Consider the following 15,014-nt stretch of genomic DNA (forward strand, 5'->3'; position numbering starts at 1 on the left):
ACTGCCCAACATGGACTGGATGCTCAAGGAGCTCGCGGCCAGCGTCCCGTACGTGCGACACGTGGTCGTGTTGTCATCGGACGGTCTGTGCATCGGCCAAGCGAACACGGAGACCGACACCGCTGACGCGATCGCCGCTGCCTGCTCGGGCATGCAGAGCCTGGCGAAGGCCATCGCGCAGAAGTTCCCGCACGGAGACGGCTCGACGCGCATGGTCGGGATCGAAGTCGACGGCGGATACTTCTCCCTGATGGCGGCGGGACCCGGGGCCTATCTCGCAGTGCTGGCGGATGAGGAAGTGGACGCAGGGTTGCTGGGCGACCGCATGCGTACGCTGGTGGTCCGGATCGGCCAGCACATGACCAGCCCGCCACGTGATGACGTCGGGCGGGCGATGTGACGTCAGAGAACCACGACGCATGGGATGAAGGCAGTCCCGTGCCGCTCTATGTCATCTCCGGTGGCCCAGGTTCCACAGCCAAGGCCTTCAACCTGGTCACCCTCATCGCATCGCGGTCCGCACCCGAACCCGGAATGCAGCCCGAGCAGGGTGCCATCCTCACCATGTGCCAATACCCGCTGTCGGTGGCCGAGGTATCCGCGTATCTGAGTCTGCCGTTCAGCGTCGTCACGGTGCTCCTCTCCAGGCTCGTCGAAAACCAGCGAGTTGAGGCCATTGCTCCCGTTCCTGTCGCGGCTGTCCCCGAACTTGGCCTTCTGGAGGCGGTGATCCATGGACTACGTAAGCTCTGACGCACCCGCCGCCGACCCCCGCAGCACCGACGTGCTGCTTCCGCACGGCGCCAGGGGTGTCAAGGTCGTGATTGTCGGCGGATTCGGGGTCGGCAAGACGACCATGGTCGGGGCCGTGAGCGAGATCCCGCCCCTGACCACCGAAGAGACCATGACTCAGGCCGGCGTCGGGATCGACCACAATCCCGGCGCCGAAGGCAAGAACACCACGACCGTTGCCCTGGACTTCGGCCGTATCAGCATCAACGAGGAGCTGATCCTCTATCTCTTCGGGACCCCGGGACAGGAGCGCTTCTGGTTCCTGTGGAACGGCATCTTCGAAGGCGCACTCGGTGCCGTGGTCCTCGTCGACACACGGAGGATCGAAGTCTGTTTCGAGATCATCACGCGTCTTGAAGACCGCCGCGTCCCCTTCATCGTGGCCGTCAACACCTTCCCCGAAGCCCCGAAGCATTCGATACCAGTCCTGCGCACTGCTCTGGCCCTCAACGAATCCGTGCCCGTCATCACCTGTGACGCACGCGACCGGTCGTCCAGCCGCGACGTCCTGCTCTCGCTGATGGGCTACCTGTGCACCCTCGCCGCCGCTCAGGAGTCCGTATGACCGTCCCACCAGCTGACCACACCACCACAGAACCGGGGTTCACCCCGCCCCCGGGTTGCCCGGCCCACACCGCCACGGAAGCTGACGGAGTGACCCGGCTCTACGGCGCCGCCGCCGAGACAGACCCCATGGGCCTGTACGAGAAGTTGCGTTCCACCCACGGTCCGGTGGCGCCCGTCCTGCTCGACGGGGACGTACGTGCCTGGCTGGTCCTGGGGTACCTCGAGAACCACGATGTGGCCAACCGCTCCACCCAGTTCTCCCGTGACCCCCGCATCTGGCACGGCTGGAAGAGCGGCGAGATCGATCCCACCACCTCGCCGCTGGTGCCGATGATCGGCTGGCGTCCCGACTGCGTATGTGCGGACGGCGAAGAGCACCAGCGCCTGCGCGGCGCGGTCACGGCCGGCCTCAACCAGTTCGACCAGCGCGGAATCCGCCGCCACATCACCCGCTTTGCGCACCAGCTGGTCGATGAATTCTGCGAAAGAGGCGAGACGGAGCTGGTCGGTCAGTTCACCGAGCACCTCCCCATGCTCGTTCTCACCCATCTGCTCGGAATGCCGGACGAGTACGGTCCGAAGCTCGTGCATGCCGCCCGCGACCTCTTCAAGGGCACAGAAACGTCGCTCGACAGCAACGCCTATGTGCTGGAGACCCTCGAGCAGCTCGTCGTCGCCAAGCGAGCCCTTCCCGGGCAGGACATCGCATCCGTGCTGATGGCCCATCCCGCCGACCTCACGGACGAGGAGGTGCAACATCACCTGCGCCTCATCCTGCTCGCGGGCTATGAGACAACCGCCAATCTCATGTCCAACGTCCTACGGATGGTGGTCACCGACCCACGGTTCCGTGGGTCGTTGGCCGGCGGCCAGATGACCTTGCCCGAAGCAGTGGAGCAGGTGCTCTGGGACGAGCCACCGCTGATGGTGTGCCCAGGCCGCTGGGCCACCGGTGACACCTTGCTGGGAGGACAGGAGATCAAGGCGGGAGACATGCTCCTGCTGGGCCTGGCCGCCGGGAACGTCGATCAGGCTGTCCGCCCGGATCCCTCGACCCGCGTGCACCACAACCGCGCGCACCTGTCCTTCAGCACAGGCGCTCATGAGTGCCCCGGCCAGGACATCGCCCGTGTCATCGCCGACACCGGCATCGACATCCTGCTCACCCGGCTTCCCGACATCAGCCTGGCCGTCCCCGAGGACGAGCTCGCCTGGCGCTCCTCCACCTGGGCCCGGCATCTGACGGCACTGCCCGTGAAGTTCGCTCCCCGTGCTCCGGTAACCCATGATCTGCCGGCTCCGCTGCCGGCCCCGCCCTCGCCGAGCAACGGTATGCCTACGGCACCCCAATGGCCGGCACCCGCACCCGAGTTGAAGGGCCGTCCTGTACCCCGCGCCTCGTGGCGGGCGTGGCGGAGGCGGTTCCTGCGCAGGCGGTAGGCCTCGCAGGTCGCATGAGAGCCGAGTACCACAGCCGAGGGGGCTGCCGGACAGCGTGGTCGGCAGCCTCCTCAGAGCTGGACAGGCATGGACGGTGCCATCTCCTCCATCCTGCTTCTGCCGCGCCGGCTCCCGCAAGAACGCGACCTGGACCGCCTTCCGCGCGGTCGGTCTCGTGATGTGCACCGTAAAGCTGCTGTGCCATCTCTGCGACGGCCCGCTGCGCCGACGGGTGACGGCGGCCACCAACGGGGTCGGCCGCCCGCCCCCGACGGCTACGACCAGGCGGCCTGACCAGCCGCACACAGGAGGACCGCGATGAACCACTCGGCGCCCGCGTCGGGCTCGTCTACGGCGCCGTCACGCGTACGTCGACCTTGTGAGCACCTCATGATGCCGAGGGATACCGGCATGGGAAGTCCGTTGTTCCTGGAACGGATCGTCTGCGGGAGCGTAGCGGGGTGCCCCGGTGTACCAGGCATGCAGGCCGGCCAGGAAACTGCAAGCTCCCCGGAGCCACACCTCCAGCTCGATCCGTTCGCCGCGGTTCAGCTCGGCTCGCTGGACGAGCGGGGGCAGTTCGCTCTGTGCGAGGTGCTCGAAGTGACGCAGTCGGGCGGTCACCAGATCGGCGGCGGCATGCATCGCCTCCTGGACGGTGATGCCCAGGGACGTTTCGAGGACTATGACGAGGTTGTTGACGTCGTGTTCGTCATGGACTTCCCGCTGGTAGGAGGCGATGTCGTTCGCCAGTCCCATGTAGTCCATGAAGGCGTCGAGCAAAGCGCCGACGGTCCGGCTGTGCCGGATCTGCTCAGGGATCCGTGCGCCGGTGGAGAGTTCGACAGAATAGGGGGCGGTATAGGCGGCGAAGCTTTCACGGCGGAACTGGGCATACTCGATGAGGTCCGGGACACGACCGGCGCGGCTGTTGGCCAGTTCCTGAACTCCCGCGTCGATGTACCTTGCCAAGGCCCGGTTGAGCCCCTGCTGCCAGTGCGCAAGTCGCGGAGGGAACAGGCGTTGCTGAAGGTCGGCCATTCCCCTTTCGACGGCGTTGGTCGGCTCCGGCAACCGGGCGCCCGGCTCCGGCGGCAGGAAGGCATGGAGACGGGCGGTGAAGACCTGTGCGCCTGCGAGGTCGCCCGTCTTTTTGAAGGCGGAGGCGAAATAGTCGTCCCAGGCCAGAGCCCAGAGGTTGAACTGGTGATTGAGCCGGAGGTCGGCGAGCGAGGCATCAGGAAGAGCCCAGGCAGTCAGCTGGTCAACGGCCATGGCGTGGAACTGGGACAGGGTCCAGACCGCCCGGTGGGCCGACGGTGCTTCGTCGCTGGCCAGCATGCCCATCTCTCGCGCCCAGTTCTCGGTCTCCTCGTGCAGAGTCGGCAGGTGCGGATTCACCCGCACCGGGTACGGCATCCGCAGTATGGGGAGCTTGATGGCATGCACTGTCATGGGATCCCTGCCTCCCTTTTCACGCACATCGGTGTGCGGACCACAACCGCGAGCGGCCTGCCCTTCAAAAGGCAGCCCGCCTTGCCTTTCTCGACTCGCTTCGGGTGGAGTAGGGTCCTGTCCGCGGACGACACGTCAGAGCGGCGCGCTGCGTGCGCCCCGCCACGCCCCAAGCAGTTACAGGCGGCTGGCAGAACCCGCGTGCAGTAAGCGAGGCCGTGAACGTGCTGCTGCACCTTTGGGAAAGTGTGAAGGCGTATTGCGCTTCGCCGATGCAGCCCCGGCTCCCATGCGCTCGCCAGGTCCGCCGCAGCTCCATAGTGCGAACACCCGTTGTCACGCGGCGGCGTGAACGGATGGAAGGTATCCAACCAGCGCATGACGTGGACACGCAGCTGTGAAGTGCGGTGCGGCGCGTTCGTCCTGGCCCTGACGCCGCGATATGTCCGGCAGGCCGTCTTGAGCGCGCGGTGTTTCATAAGTATTCACCGGTGAAACACCCCTTGATCGGGGACTGGAAGGGGATCTCGAATGTCTGCTCCTCGGGCATCGGTTCTCCTTCCGAGATGGCCCATAGGTTCACGATCCACTACTGCCAAACGGGAGCGGACGCCGAGCTGTTCCCGTCCTTTGGCGCTCCAAACCTGCCCACCCCGGCCGATCCACAACCCCGCGCACAGCCGTCCTCGGCCCGCGATCAGAACAGGTTTGCACAGAATAAAACGATCTTTTTCGGTCACTCTGAGGTAATTCATTCCAAAAGCTGACCGTGATCGACCACTGATCGCCAGTCGGCGTGCGTGGGCGTGCGGTCCCCGGTGTGGCTCCGCGCGGTACGGCGGGAATAGGCCGGCGGCCCTGGCGCCGATCAAGATCCCCATCCTCTGAGGTCGCAGTGTCGAAGGCGGCGCTCCCGAGTGCCCGCCGAGGCTCGCCCTGCCCGCCGTTCTGTACATGGTGTCGCTGGCTGCCCTCACCTTGCCTGTGCACCGCTGCCGGTACGGCTGGTCGCGGGCCGGGTCACGTAGCAACGTCGCGCACACCGCACACCGCACACCGCACACCGCGGACTGTGCGTACCTCATCGGAGCACTGACCAGCCGGTCATGGGCACAGGAGGCCGCCCGGCGCACGGCGGAACGGCTTCAGTCGCCGGAGCGGGACCAGCAGCCGTCCACAACGAGCGCCGAGCGGGCGCTCGGACCGTGCTCACCCGCCGTGGGGCATGGCTCACGTTCTCCTGAGACGGTGGTGCCGGGTGCGGCCGGTCGGCAAGGATTGGACTGATGAGTCCGAGTCGAAGGTGCGAGGAGTGTGGGAGAGATCTGCCCGGCAAGGGGCGGCGTACGGGAAGTGCGCCGGCGCAGGGTGGCCGGCCCGCCCGCTACTGTTCCGCCGCCTGTCGACAGCGAGCCTTCCGCCGCCGCTCGGCACAGGACCACACGGGCCGCACGCCGCCGCCCGGCACGGCCGGGGCCCCGATACCCACTACGCCCCTGCGAGGCCGGGAACTGCCGCGCCCACTCGACTCCTTCGTAGGCCGAAGCCGCGAACTGTCCCGGCTGCGCGCCCTGATGAAGTCGGCGCGGCTGCTGACCCTCACCGGCCCCGGTGGAGTCGGCAAGAGCCGCCTCGCGCTGGAATTCGCCGGGAGCATGCGCGGCGGCGCCGACGGCCGGGCCCAGTTCGTCGAGCTGGACTCGTTGCACGACGGCAACCAGCTGCCCCAGGCCGTCGCCACCGCACTCGGTCTGGGCGAACGCGGCGGCCGCAGCGGCGTGGAGATGCTCGCCCACACCCTGGGCGAACGTTCTGTGCTGCTGATCCTGGACAACTGCGAGCACCTGGCCGATCCGTGCGCACAGCTGGCCGCGGCCCTGCTGAGCCGGTGCCCCCGGCTGCGGATCCTCGCCACCAGCCGCGAGGTGCTGCGGGTCCCGGGCGAAGTGGTGTTCCGGGTCGGCGAATTGTCCCTGGCACCGGTCACCGCAGAGGACGACCCGGCAGCAGTGCTGCAGGCCGACGCCGTACGGCTCTTCGTGGAGCGCGCCGGCGACCGCGTACCCGGATTCGCGCTGGACGTCGGCAACGCCCGTACCGTTGCGGAGATCTGCCGGCGTCTCGACGGTATGCCGCTGGCCATCGAGCTGGCGGCCCGCCGCACCGGAGCCCTTCCGCTGAGCGACATCCTGGCCGGTCTGTACGACCAGCTCGCGCTCCTGACCGACGGCAGCAGGACCGGGCCCCCGCCGGCATCGCGAACTGGCCGCGGCAATCGACTGGAGCCATCGATTACTGGACCCGGAGGAGAAGACCCTCTTCCGCCGTCTCACCGTCCTCGCCGGCGGATTCGACGCCGCCTGCGCGGCCGCGGTCTGCGCCGACGGCGACGTGCCGCCGCGTGATGTGCTGCGCGTGCTGTGCTCCCTGGAGGCCAAGTCCTTGATCGTACGGCTACCGGGGACCGAAGTCACAGCGAGATTCAGGCAGTTGAGCGCCATCCGCACCTATGCGCTCGACCGGCTCGCCGACTCCGGCGAACTACAAGGGACCTGGCAGCGGGCCCTGGACTGGCTGACCGGTCTGCTGGAGCCCACCGCCGGCCGGCTCTTCGCCGACCAGATCGGCGGAGCACCGGCGACGGAGCAGGAGAACCTTGCGGCGGCAGTCGCCTACGCCACCGACCGCGACGGCAGGCCGCCCCTCGGGCTGGCCCTCGCGCTGGCGCGGGTGCGCTTCCAGCAGGAGCAGCTGACGGCCGCCCGCGCCCTGCTGATCCAGGTACTCGCGCAGAACGACGGCGCCCTGCACATCTGGGCGGCCGACGGAAAGGCGGGGGACCATGACGAGAACCCGATCCGCCGTCCCGCACTCGACTACACGGACACGGAGACGTTCGAGATCCTGCGCCGCTACCAGGGGTTCGGAGACAAGGCCGTGTCCGACGCGCAGCTGCGGATGCCGCTCTACGCGATCTTCGAGAAGTACGACCGCATCATCCGCGAGTCCTGACAGGTCGTGATCATGGCATCCGATCCTTGGCAAGGGCACAACTTCGCAGCGCTGTTCGCCATCCTGATCGCCGGTGCGGCGACCGTGCTGGGGCTCAGCGTGTACCTGTGCTCACGGCTCACACGACAGGCCCGCCGGGGGTACACCCCGTTCGCCGTATGGCGGGACGTGACCCTGGCGACGGCCGCCGTGGCGCTCGCCCACTATCTGTGGGGGTGTCTCCACGTCCTCTTCCTCGAGGACCAGGAACAGGCCGAGGAGTGCGAGCGGCAGCGCCCCGAGGGAACACCGACCCTGGTCGGCCGCAGAGGCGACTTCATCCCGCTACGGCTCGTGTGCGAGGCGTCGGACGGCCGCGACTACTCCGTCATCATCCCCGACTACATCAACCCCACCGTCGCCGTCCTGCTGCTGCTCGCGCTCGCCTGCGCCGTCACCTCCGCCCTTCTCCACCACAAGCAGCGCACGACAACACGGCAGAAAGGCTGACCTGTTGAGTCCCACCGACATGACCCGCAGACACGCCCTCACTGCTGTGGCCGGTGTCACCGCCGCCGCGAGCCTCGCCTCCACCGGTCTCCTCGCCACCCCGGCCATCGCCGCGCCGCAGCCCCTGAGGAACGACGAACTGAAGGAGGCGCTGCGCCGCGTCGACCCCGGCGCCGCCGCCTGCTCACCGGCCGGCCGTCCGCCAACCGGTGGGAGATGCAGAAGGCCGCCGACGACGGCGGTGACATCGTGACCCGTCACGTGGCGGGCACCGGCCTGAACGTCTCCGCGCGCATGGGAGACACCGAAACGATCCTGGTCCATGTGATCCGCCACGGCGAGATCCAGGCGCTGACACCGAAGCCCACGTCAGGCGCCAACTCGCGTACCCGCGCAGCAGCGGCCGGGCCTGGCCGCGCGCTCGGGGCCGTTCACCCCAGCGCCTCGACGAGCCGTGCCGCTCCTCGCTGCGGGAGTCGGGGAACTGGGCCCGGTACAAACCCGCGTAGGCCCTGCCGCGATCGGGCAGCTCGGAGCGTGTGCCCTCCTCCATGATCCTGCGGTGGTCCAGGACGACGATCCGGTCCGCGGAACGAGGCGCCAATGCCACCGACGATCGGGACGCGTCGCCGGTGGCGGGGAGCGCCTACTGGCCTGTGACGACCGGCCGGAGCCGCTCGCAGCCGGTTACGAAACCCCGCCCAGATAGGCCTGGGCGACGCGGGGATCGGCGGACAGGTCGGCCGCTGGGCCCTCCAGCACCGTCTCCCCGTTCTCGATCACATATCCGCGATGTGCGATCTTCAGCGCAGCCGTGGCGTTCTGCTCGACGAGAAGTACCGCCGTGCCGCCGAGGTTGATGTCCCTGATCACCTCCATCACCGCGGCGACCATGAGCGGGGCCAGGCCCATCGACGGTTCGTCCAGCATCAGCAGACGCGGGCGGGCGACGAGCGCCCGGCCGATGGCGAGCATCTGCTGTTCTCCACCGGAGAGCGTCCCGCCCTGCTGGGAGCGACGTTCGGCCAACCGGGGCAGCAGCTCGTAGACCTCCTCGACCCGACGGGTGAGATCGGCGCCGTCACGCACCAGATAGCCGCCGAGCAACAGGTTCTCCTGCACGGTCAGTGTGCTGAAGATCCGCCGTCCCTCGGGGACGTGCACCACCCCTCTCGCGACGATCTTCGACGGGGCGGTCCTCGTGATGTCTTCACCCGCGTGCACGATCCGGCCTGCGGCGGACCGGACCAGCCCGGACACCGCCGACAGCGTGGTTGTCTTGCCCGCGCCGTTGTTGCCGAGCAGGGCGACGGTCTCCCCTTCGGCCACGGTGAGGTCGAGCCCCCGCAGTGCCTGCACTCCTCCGTAACGGACGTCGAGGCCGCGGATCTCAAGCATGGTGTGCCCCTTCCCCTTCGAAACCGGCGCGGGCGGCATGGCCCTCGTCATCGGCGGCGGCCCGGCCGAGATAGGCCTCGATGACGGCCGGATCCTGCCGCACCTCCTCCGGCGGCCCGTCGGCGATCTCCTTCCCGAAGTTCAGCACGACCACCCGCTGGGACACCTCCATGACCAGGCCCATGTCGTGCTCGATGAGTGCGATCGCCGTGCCGAGCTCCCGGATCCGGCGGACGAGGGCGAGCAACTCGGCCTTCTCGCCGTGGTTGAGCCCGGCGGCCGGCTCGTCGAGCAGCAGCAGCTTCGGCCGTCTGGCCAGAGCGCGGGCGATCTCCACCCGGCGCTGCTCGCCGTACGGGAGATGACGCGCCAGACCGGCCCGGTCGCCGCGGAGCCCGACGAAGTCGAGCCATTTGTGGGCCTCGTCGGTGCTTTCGCGCTCGCTGCGCCGGTAGCGGGGAGTGTGCAGCACCGCGTCGAGGGCGCTCTGCCTCAGCCAAGGATGGGTGCCCGCCCGTACGTTGTCCAGCACCGACAGCTCGCCGAACAGCCGCAGGTTCTGGAAGGTGCGGGCCAGGCCGCGGGCGGCGACTGCCGACGGGCGCAGGCCCGTCACGTTCTCTCCGTCCAGCCGGACGGTGCCCCCGGTCGGCTGGTAGAACCCGCTGACGCAGTTGAACGCCGAGGTCTTCCCCGCGCCGTTGGGACCGATGATCGAGACGATCTCGCCCTCGCCCACCGAGAAGGTGAGGCCGTCGACGGCGCGGACCCCGCCGAAGGCCAGCCGCAGATCCGTTACCTCGAGCATCATTCTTCCTCCTTCACCGGGGCTCCGGGTGCGCCGGGCGTGCTCGCGACGCTCCGCTCGGCCGTGTGGCCGGACTCGCGCGAGCGGTGCGGCCACAGACCCTGCGGGCGGAGCAGCATCACGACGATGAGCAGTACGCCGAACACGAAGTACCGGTAGTCGGCCATGCCCCGCAGCACCTCGGGCAGCAGACTGATGACCACGGCGCCGACCACGACGCCGGGGGTCGAGCCCATGCCGCCGAGCACGACCGCCATCAGGACGAGGGCGGACTGCAGGAAGGTGAAGCTGGCCGGGGAGACCGCCGAGAGCTGCGCGGCGAACAGCACGCCCGAGAGTCCTCCCCAGACGGCACCCGCGACATAGGCGGCCAGCTTGACCCGGTAGGTATGGATTCCGCTGGCCTCGGCGGCGTCCTCGTCCTCCCTGATGAAGCGCCAGGCACGGCCGATACGGGAGCGGCCGAGCCGCGCGGCGAAGAGCACCGCGACCGAGACGATGAGTACGGCGGTGTAGTAGAAGACGACCGGGTCGGAGAGCGTGTCACCGAGCAGCCCGGGGATGCCGTAGATCCCCGAGGGACCACCGGTGATGTCCAGGTTGCTCGCGACGATCCGGATGATCTCCCCGAAGCCGAGGGTCACGATGGCCAGGTAGTCGCTGCGCAGCCGCAGCGTGGGACCTCCGATCACCACTCCGGCGACCACGGTCACCACGACGACGACCGGTACGGTGGCCAGGAGCGGGATCTTCAGCTCCGTGGCGAGTATCCCGCCGGTGTACGCGCCGACCGCGAGGAAGGCGGCGAAGCCGAGGTCGAGCAGACCGCAGTAGCCGACGACGATGTTGAGACCGACGGCGAGCATCACGAAGACGACCGCGCTGGTCATCACGTTCATCGCATACGGAGTGGCGATGACGAACGGTGCGAGCAGGGCGGTCATCAGCCCGGCCCAGCCGAGCCTTCGGCTTTCCAGCAGCCGCGTGACGGGGGAGTGGCCACGGCTCCTGACGGGCTTCACCGGGCGGTTCTGGACGGTCGTCATCACACTCGCTCCGTCACACGATCGCCGAGCAGGCCGGTCGGCCGCACGGTCAGGAAGAGGATGAGGAAGCCGAAGGCGAACACATCGCGCCACTGGCCGCCGAGCCAGTCGGTGCCGAAGGACTCCAGCAGGCCGAGGACCAGGCCGCCCAGCATGGTGCCCTTCATGCTGCCGATGCCGCCGATGACGGCCGCGGTGAACGCCTTGAGCCCGATGATGAAGCCCATCAGGAAGTCGATCTTTCCGTAGTACGCACCGGCCATGACTCCGGCGGCTCCGGCCAGGGCCGAACCGATGAAGAAGGTACGGGAGATGACCCCGTCGACGTTGATGCCCATCAGCCGGCACGCCTTCGGATCGAGCGCGATGGCGCGCATCGCCCGGCCCTCGCGGCTGCGCATGACCAGGGTGTTCAGCGCCACCATCAGCACGACGGTGATCGCCATGAGGACGAGCTGCGCAGTGGTGATCTTGGCACCGAGCACCGAGACGCCGGTGCCGTCCAGACGTACCGGATAGACCCTCGGGTTGGGGCCGGCGACGATGTGGACGCCGTACTCCAGCGCGAACGAGGCGCCCACCGCGGTGATGAGCAGAGACAGGCGCGGCGCCCCGCGCAGCGGCCGGTAGGCCACCCGCTCCAGTGCGACGCCGCCCAGGCCGGTCGCCAGCATCGTCAGCACGAGCACGACGAGCAGTGCGGTCAGCGAACCCGAAGGGACGAAGCCACCCACAGCGCCGAGCATCGCGAAGCCGGAGAAGGCTCCGAGCATATAGAGGTCGCCGTGGGCGAAGTTGAGCAGCTTGATGATCCCGTACACCATGCTGTAGCCCAGTGCGACCAGGGCGTAGAACGAGCCGACGAACAACCCGTTCCAGATGAGCTGTGCCATGTGACCCCTCCGGGCTACTTGAGCGAGTCCTGAAGGACGAACGCCCCGTCCTTGACGGTGAGGATCACGAAGCCGCCGTTGTTCAGCGTGTGTTCGGGGGTGAACTTCAGCGGGCCGGAGAACATCCGGAAACCGTCGATGTCCTCCAGCGCCGCGGTGACCTTGTCGCCGTCGGTGCTGCCGGCCTTCTCCACGGCCTCCGCAGCGACCCGCACGGCGTCGTAGGACTGAGTGGAGTACGGGCCGGGGTCGGTGCCGAACTTCTTCTTGTAGGCGGCGATCCACCTCTCGGCGCCCGGGGTGGTCTGCGGGGTCTGGGTCATGGTGGCGAAAACGCCCTCGCCGTGCTCGGCGCCCGCGATGTCGACGAGCTTCGGGTCGACCGAGCCGTCGCCGATGAGGAACTTGCCCTTGTACCCGGCCTGGCGGAACTGCCGGATGAGCAGGCCGCCTTCCTGGTAGTAGCCCGTCCAGTAGATGTAGTCGGGGGCCGACTTCAGCACGCTGGTGACATTGGGGCTGTAGTCGCTCTCACCCGGGTTGACCGCTTCCTGGGCGGCCTTGGCCGGAGCACCCGCGGTGCCCAGCTTGGCCCAGGTGAGGTCGGCGATGTCCTTGGAGTAGCTGGTGTTGTCGTCCATGACGGCGACCTTCTTGGCCCCGTCCTTGCCCAGCCAGGCGACCGCGGCGGCAGCCTGCTGGCTGCCGGTGCCGTTGATGAGGAAGACGTGCTTGAGGTGCTGGCCGACGAGCTGGTTGGAATTGGCCGCTGGAATGACCATGGGGATGTTCCGCTTGCCGAAGATCGGCAGCGTGGGCAGCGTGGCGCCCGAGCAGTAGCCACCGACCGACACGGCCGCGTCCGCCGCGACCAGCTTGTTGGCTGCGGCGACTGCGGTCTTCGGGTCGCAGGCGTCGTCTTCCACCTGTAGCCGCAGCTTCCGGCCGAGCACGCCGCCCTTGGCGTTGATCTCGTCGACCGCGAGCTGCGCACCGTTCTTCATGTGGGGGCCGGTGTCCGCACTGCTGCCGGACATTGGGACGGCCATGCCGAGCACGATGGGCCCTTCGTCGTCGCCGGCGGCGCTGCCGCCGATCAGCCCGTTGCAGCCCGTGGTGGACAGTGCGGTCACCGCGAGCAGTGAGGTCAGGGCCACGACACGGGACGTGGTGCGGGCGGTGGAGGGCAGAGCGGGGAGGGTGGGTCTCTTCACGGGGGCACGCTCCTCTGCGAGGCATTGCGGACGGTCACGGGTTGACGAGCTGGGGGATCGGTCACGGGTGTGGGGCCTGGGGATCGGTCAGCGGGCGACACGGTGAGTGGCAGTCGGCTCGGAAGGCGGCTCTTCCCTCTGCGGGCGAGATCTGCCGTCACAGCGCGCGATGTGGCGTGTGACATTGCACATCGCACTGAAGTGATCGGTCAATGGCTGGAACCCGACCGTTATCAGGCCGGTTTCCCGCCGGCCCCCTGCCGACCCGCGGGTCAGCTTGATCGGCTCACCGCCGACAAGGCTTGTGGCCTGTGAGAGATCTCCTGAAGTAAGGGGGAGCGGGCAGGGGATGCGGCGTTCGCAGTGCGCCGCGCCGGAAACGGGCGCTGCCGGCCCCGGCGACGCCTTTGTCAGGGCTGAACCGCGCGGCCGGGCCGGCGGCGGGCCTAGGGCTCCAGGAACCGGCACCACGGTGGTGGCACTGCGGGAGCGGGCGCTGATCACGGCCTGTCCCTGGGGACTGTTGGCGGTCATCGGCGAGTGAAGCGGTGCGGGGAGACCGCCTCGGCGACGGAGGGGAGGCGCTGCTGGGTGATGGCCTCGGTGATGATCTCGGCGGTCGCGGGAGCCAGGGTGAGTCCCAGCATGCCGTGCCCCGAGGCGACATGGACGTTGGCCAGCGGGCCCAGCCGGCCGATGAGGGGCAGGCCGTCGGGGGTCATGGGGCGCAGGCCCGCCCAGGGACTGGCTTCTCCCGGCGGGTTGTCCCAGCCGGTGAAGGCGTCGGCCGCGGCCTTCTTGATGGCGGCCACGCGCCGGAGGTTGACGCTCTCCTCCAGGCCGCCGAACTCCATCGTCCCGGCCAGGCGCAGGAACCCGCCCAGCGGGGTCACGGCGACCCGGGCGTCCTCCAGTGTGAGGGAGGTGCGCAGCTGCACGGGGGCCGGGGAGTAGTCGACGCTGTAGCCCTTGCCGGGGCGGATGGGCAGGGGGACGCCCAGTTCGCGGGTCATGCGCCCGGTCCATACGCCGGCCGCCAGGAGCAGCGTGTCACCGGTGATCTCGCCCCTGTCGGTCAGCACTCCGGTGATGGCGTCGCCCTGCCGCAGGAAGTGGCGGACCGGTGTGTGCTCGTGGATCACCACGCCCAGTTCCCGGCAGCGTCTGAGCAGGCCGGCGGTGAGGGAGTCGGGCTCGACCTGCCGGTCGTCCGGGAAGTACAGGCCGTGGCGGGTCCGGTTGTTCAGCGCCGGCTCCCGGGCCTGGACAGCGTCCCCGTGCAGGTGCTCGGGAACCATGCCGAACCGTTCGAAGATCCCGAGGGAGGCGCAGTGCTCCTTGTACCTCTCCCGGGTCTCGAAGGCGAGCAGGACGCCGGCCTTGTGCATCTCGAACGAGATGCCGTCGCGGCCCCACTCGTCGAGGAGGTCCATGGTGCCCTCGGCCAGGCGGAGTTGGGTCTCCAGCCCGTGGCGGAAGTCCCGGGCGGTGCAGTGCCGGGCCATGCTCAGCATGAACTTCACGAAGCCGGGGGCGAGCGAGGGCTTGACGTACAGCGGGCTGTCCGGCTTCAGCATCCACTTCAGCCCTTGGAGGATGACCCCGGGAGCCGGTACCGGGCCGCTCTCCGCCAGTGCGATCCTGGCGGCGTTGCCGTGCGTGGCGGCGGAACCCGCGCGTCGGGCGTCCAGCACCACCACTTCACAGCCGCTTTTCGCCAACCGGTAGGCACTCGCAAGACCGACGGCCCCCGCGCCCACAACGATGATCCGCATGGAGTCCTGTACCTCCTGACAGGGCGCGCGACGGGCGCCCTCTTGCAGTGGGCGGCCAACCCCGCCCCGGGGTTGTCAAACAATCTGCGTCTGGGGGCGACGCCAGGCTCGCCGACCGGCGCAGT

Annotated in this window: 15 protein-coding genes; 8 read left to right on the top strand and 7 right to left on the bottom strand. The window is 68.7% G+C overall.

Annotated features, from left to right (window positions below; translation table 11 throughout):
• Positions 1-10 precede the first annotated feature (10 nt).
• From ACH5AF_RS31920 to ACH5AF_RS31935, 4 genes are read left to right on the top strand one after another with little or no spacing between them, the layout of a single operon-like run.
• Positions 11-400 (top strand): roadblock/LC7 domain-containing protein, encoded by a 390-nt coding sequence (locus ACH5AF_RS31920; protein WP_398906541.1) that lies wholly within the window; start codon positions 11-13, stop codon positions 398-400.
• Between the two features lie 38 nt (positions 401-438).
• On the top strand, positions 439-753 hold the full coding sequence (locus ACH5AF_RS31925; protein WP_398906543.1) for a DUF742 domain-containing protein: 315 nt from the start codon (positions 439-441) through the stop codon (positions 751-753).
• The gene (locus ACH5AF_RS31930; RefSeq protein WP_398906545.1) at positions 734-1,357 is read left to right on the top strand and encodes a GTP-binding protein; all 624 of its coding nucleotides are present in this window, start codon (positions 734-736) and stop codon (positions 1,355-1,357) included. The genes ACH5AF_RS31925 and ACH5AF_RS31930 overlap by 20 nt, the downstream gene beginning before the upstream one ends.
• Positions 1,354-2,799: a cytochrome P450 gene (locus tag ACH5AF_RS31935; protein ID WP_398906547.1), complete on the top strand. Its 1,446-nt coding sequence runs from the start codon at positions 1,354-1,356 to the stop codon at positions 2,797-2,799. Before ACH5AF_RS31930 ends, ACH5AF_RS31935 begins: the two co-directional genes overlap by 4 nt.
• A 360-nt stretch (positions 2,800-3,159) precedes the next feature.
• Here ACH5AF_RS31935 and ACH5AF_RS31940 read toward each other — a convergent pair whose 3' ends face one another.
• Positions 3,160-4,254: a hypothetical protein gene (locus tag ACH5AF_RS31940; RefSeq protein WP_398906548.1), complete on the bottom strand. Its 1,095-nt coding sequence runs from the start codon at positions 4,252-4,254 to the stop codon at positions 3,160-3,162.
• Positions 4,255-5,540: 1,286 nt separating this feature from the next.
• On the opposite strand from ACH5AF_RS31940, the gene ACH5AF_RS31945 reads away from it, so the two are divergent.
• The 4 genes from ACH5AF_RS31945 (at position 5,541) to ACH5AF_RS31960 (ending at position 8,008) form a co-directional block, all read left to right on the top strand.
• A complete protein-coding gene (locus ACH5AF_RS31945; protein WP_398906549.1) occupies positions 5,541-6,659 on the top strand; it encodes an ATP-binding protein in 1,119 nt (372 codons plus the stop codon).
• Between the two features lie 85 nt (positions 6,660-6,744).
• A complete protein-coding gene (locus tag ACH5AF_RS31950; protein WP_398906551.1) occupies positions 6,745-7,266 on the top strand; it encodes a hypothetical protein in 522 nt (173 codons plus the stop codon).
• Between the two features lie 12 nt (positions 7,267-7,278).
• The gene (locus tag ACH5AF_RS31955; protein ID WP_398906552.1) at positions 7,279-7,755 is read left to right on the top strand and encodes a hypothetical protein; all 477 of its coding nucleotides are present in this window, start codon (positions 7,279-7,281) and stop codon (positions 7,753-7,755) included.
• Between the two features lie 4 nt (positions 7,756-7,759).
• Positions 7,760-8,008 (top strand): hypothetical protein, encoded by a 249-nt coding sequence (locus tag ACH5AF_RS31960; RefSeq protein WP_398906554.1) that lies wholly within the window; start codon positions 7,760-7,762, stop codon positions 8,006-8,008.
• A 434-nt stretch (positions 8,009-8,442) separates the two neighbouring features.
• Here ACH5AF_RS31960 and ACH5AF_RS31965 read toward each other — a convergent pair whose 3' ends face one another.
• From ACH5AF_RS31965 to ACH5AF_RS31990, 6 genes are all read right to left on the bottom strand, one after another.
• Positions 8,443-9,153: an ABC transporter ATP-binding protein gene (locus tag ACH5AF_RS31965; RefSeq protein WP_398906555.1), complete on the bottom strand. Its 711-nt coding sequence runs from the start codon at positions 9,151-9,153 to the stop codon at positions 8,443-8,445.
• Positions 9,146-9,964 (bottom strand): ABC transporter ATP-binding protein, encoded by an 819-nt coding sequence (locus ACH5AF_RS31970; RefSeq protein ID WP_398906557.1) that lies wholly within the window; start codon positions 9,962-9,964, stop codon positions 9,146-9,148. The genes ACH5AF_RS31965 and ACH5AF_RS31970 overlap by 8 nt, the downstream gene beginning before the upstream one ends.
• Complete coding sequence (locus tag ACH5AF_RS31975) at positions 9,961-11,007, bottom strand: branched-chain amino acid ABC transporter permease (RefSeq protein WP_398906558.1); 1,047 nt, start codon at positions 11,005-11,007, stop codon at positions 9,961-9,963. The genes ACH5AF_RS31970 and ACH5AF_RS31975 overlap by 4 nt, the downstream gene beginning before the upstream one ends.
• Positions 11,007-11,900: a branched-chain amino acid ABC transporter permease gene (locus ACH5AF_RS31980; protein WP_398906560.1), complete on the bottom strand. Its 894-nt coding sequence runs from the start codon at positions 11,898-11,900 to the stop codon at positions 11,007-11,009. Before ACH5AF_RS31980 ends, ACH5AF_RS31975 begins: the two co-directional genes overlap by 1 nt.
• A 14-nt stretch (positions 11,901-11,914) precedes the next feature.
• The gene (locus ACH5AF_RS31985; RefSeq protein ID WP_398906562.1) at positions 11,915-13,114 is read right to left on the bottom strand and encodes a branched-chain amino acid ABC transporter substrate-binding protein; all 1,200 of its coding nucleotides are present in this window, start codon (positions 13,112-13,114) and stop codon (positions 11,915-11,917) included.
• A 530-nt stretch (positions 13,115-13,644) separates the two neighbouring features.
• On the bottom strand, positions 13,645-14,889 hold the full coding sequence (locus tag ACH5AF_RS31990) for an NAD(P)/FAD-dependent oxidoreductase (RefSeq protein ID WP_398906563.1): 1,245 nt from the start codon (positions 14,887-14,889) through the stop codon (positions 13,645-13,647).
• Positions 14,890-15,014 lie beyond the last annotated feature (125 nt).

The organism is Streptomyces sp. NPDC018833 (assembly GCF_044390825.1).
GTDB lineage: Bacteria > Actinomycetota > Actinomycetes > Streptomycetales > Streptomycetaceae > Streptomyces.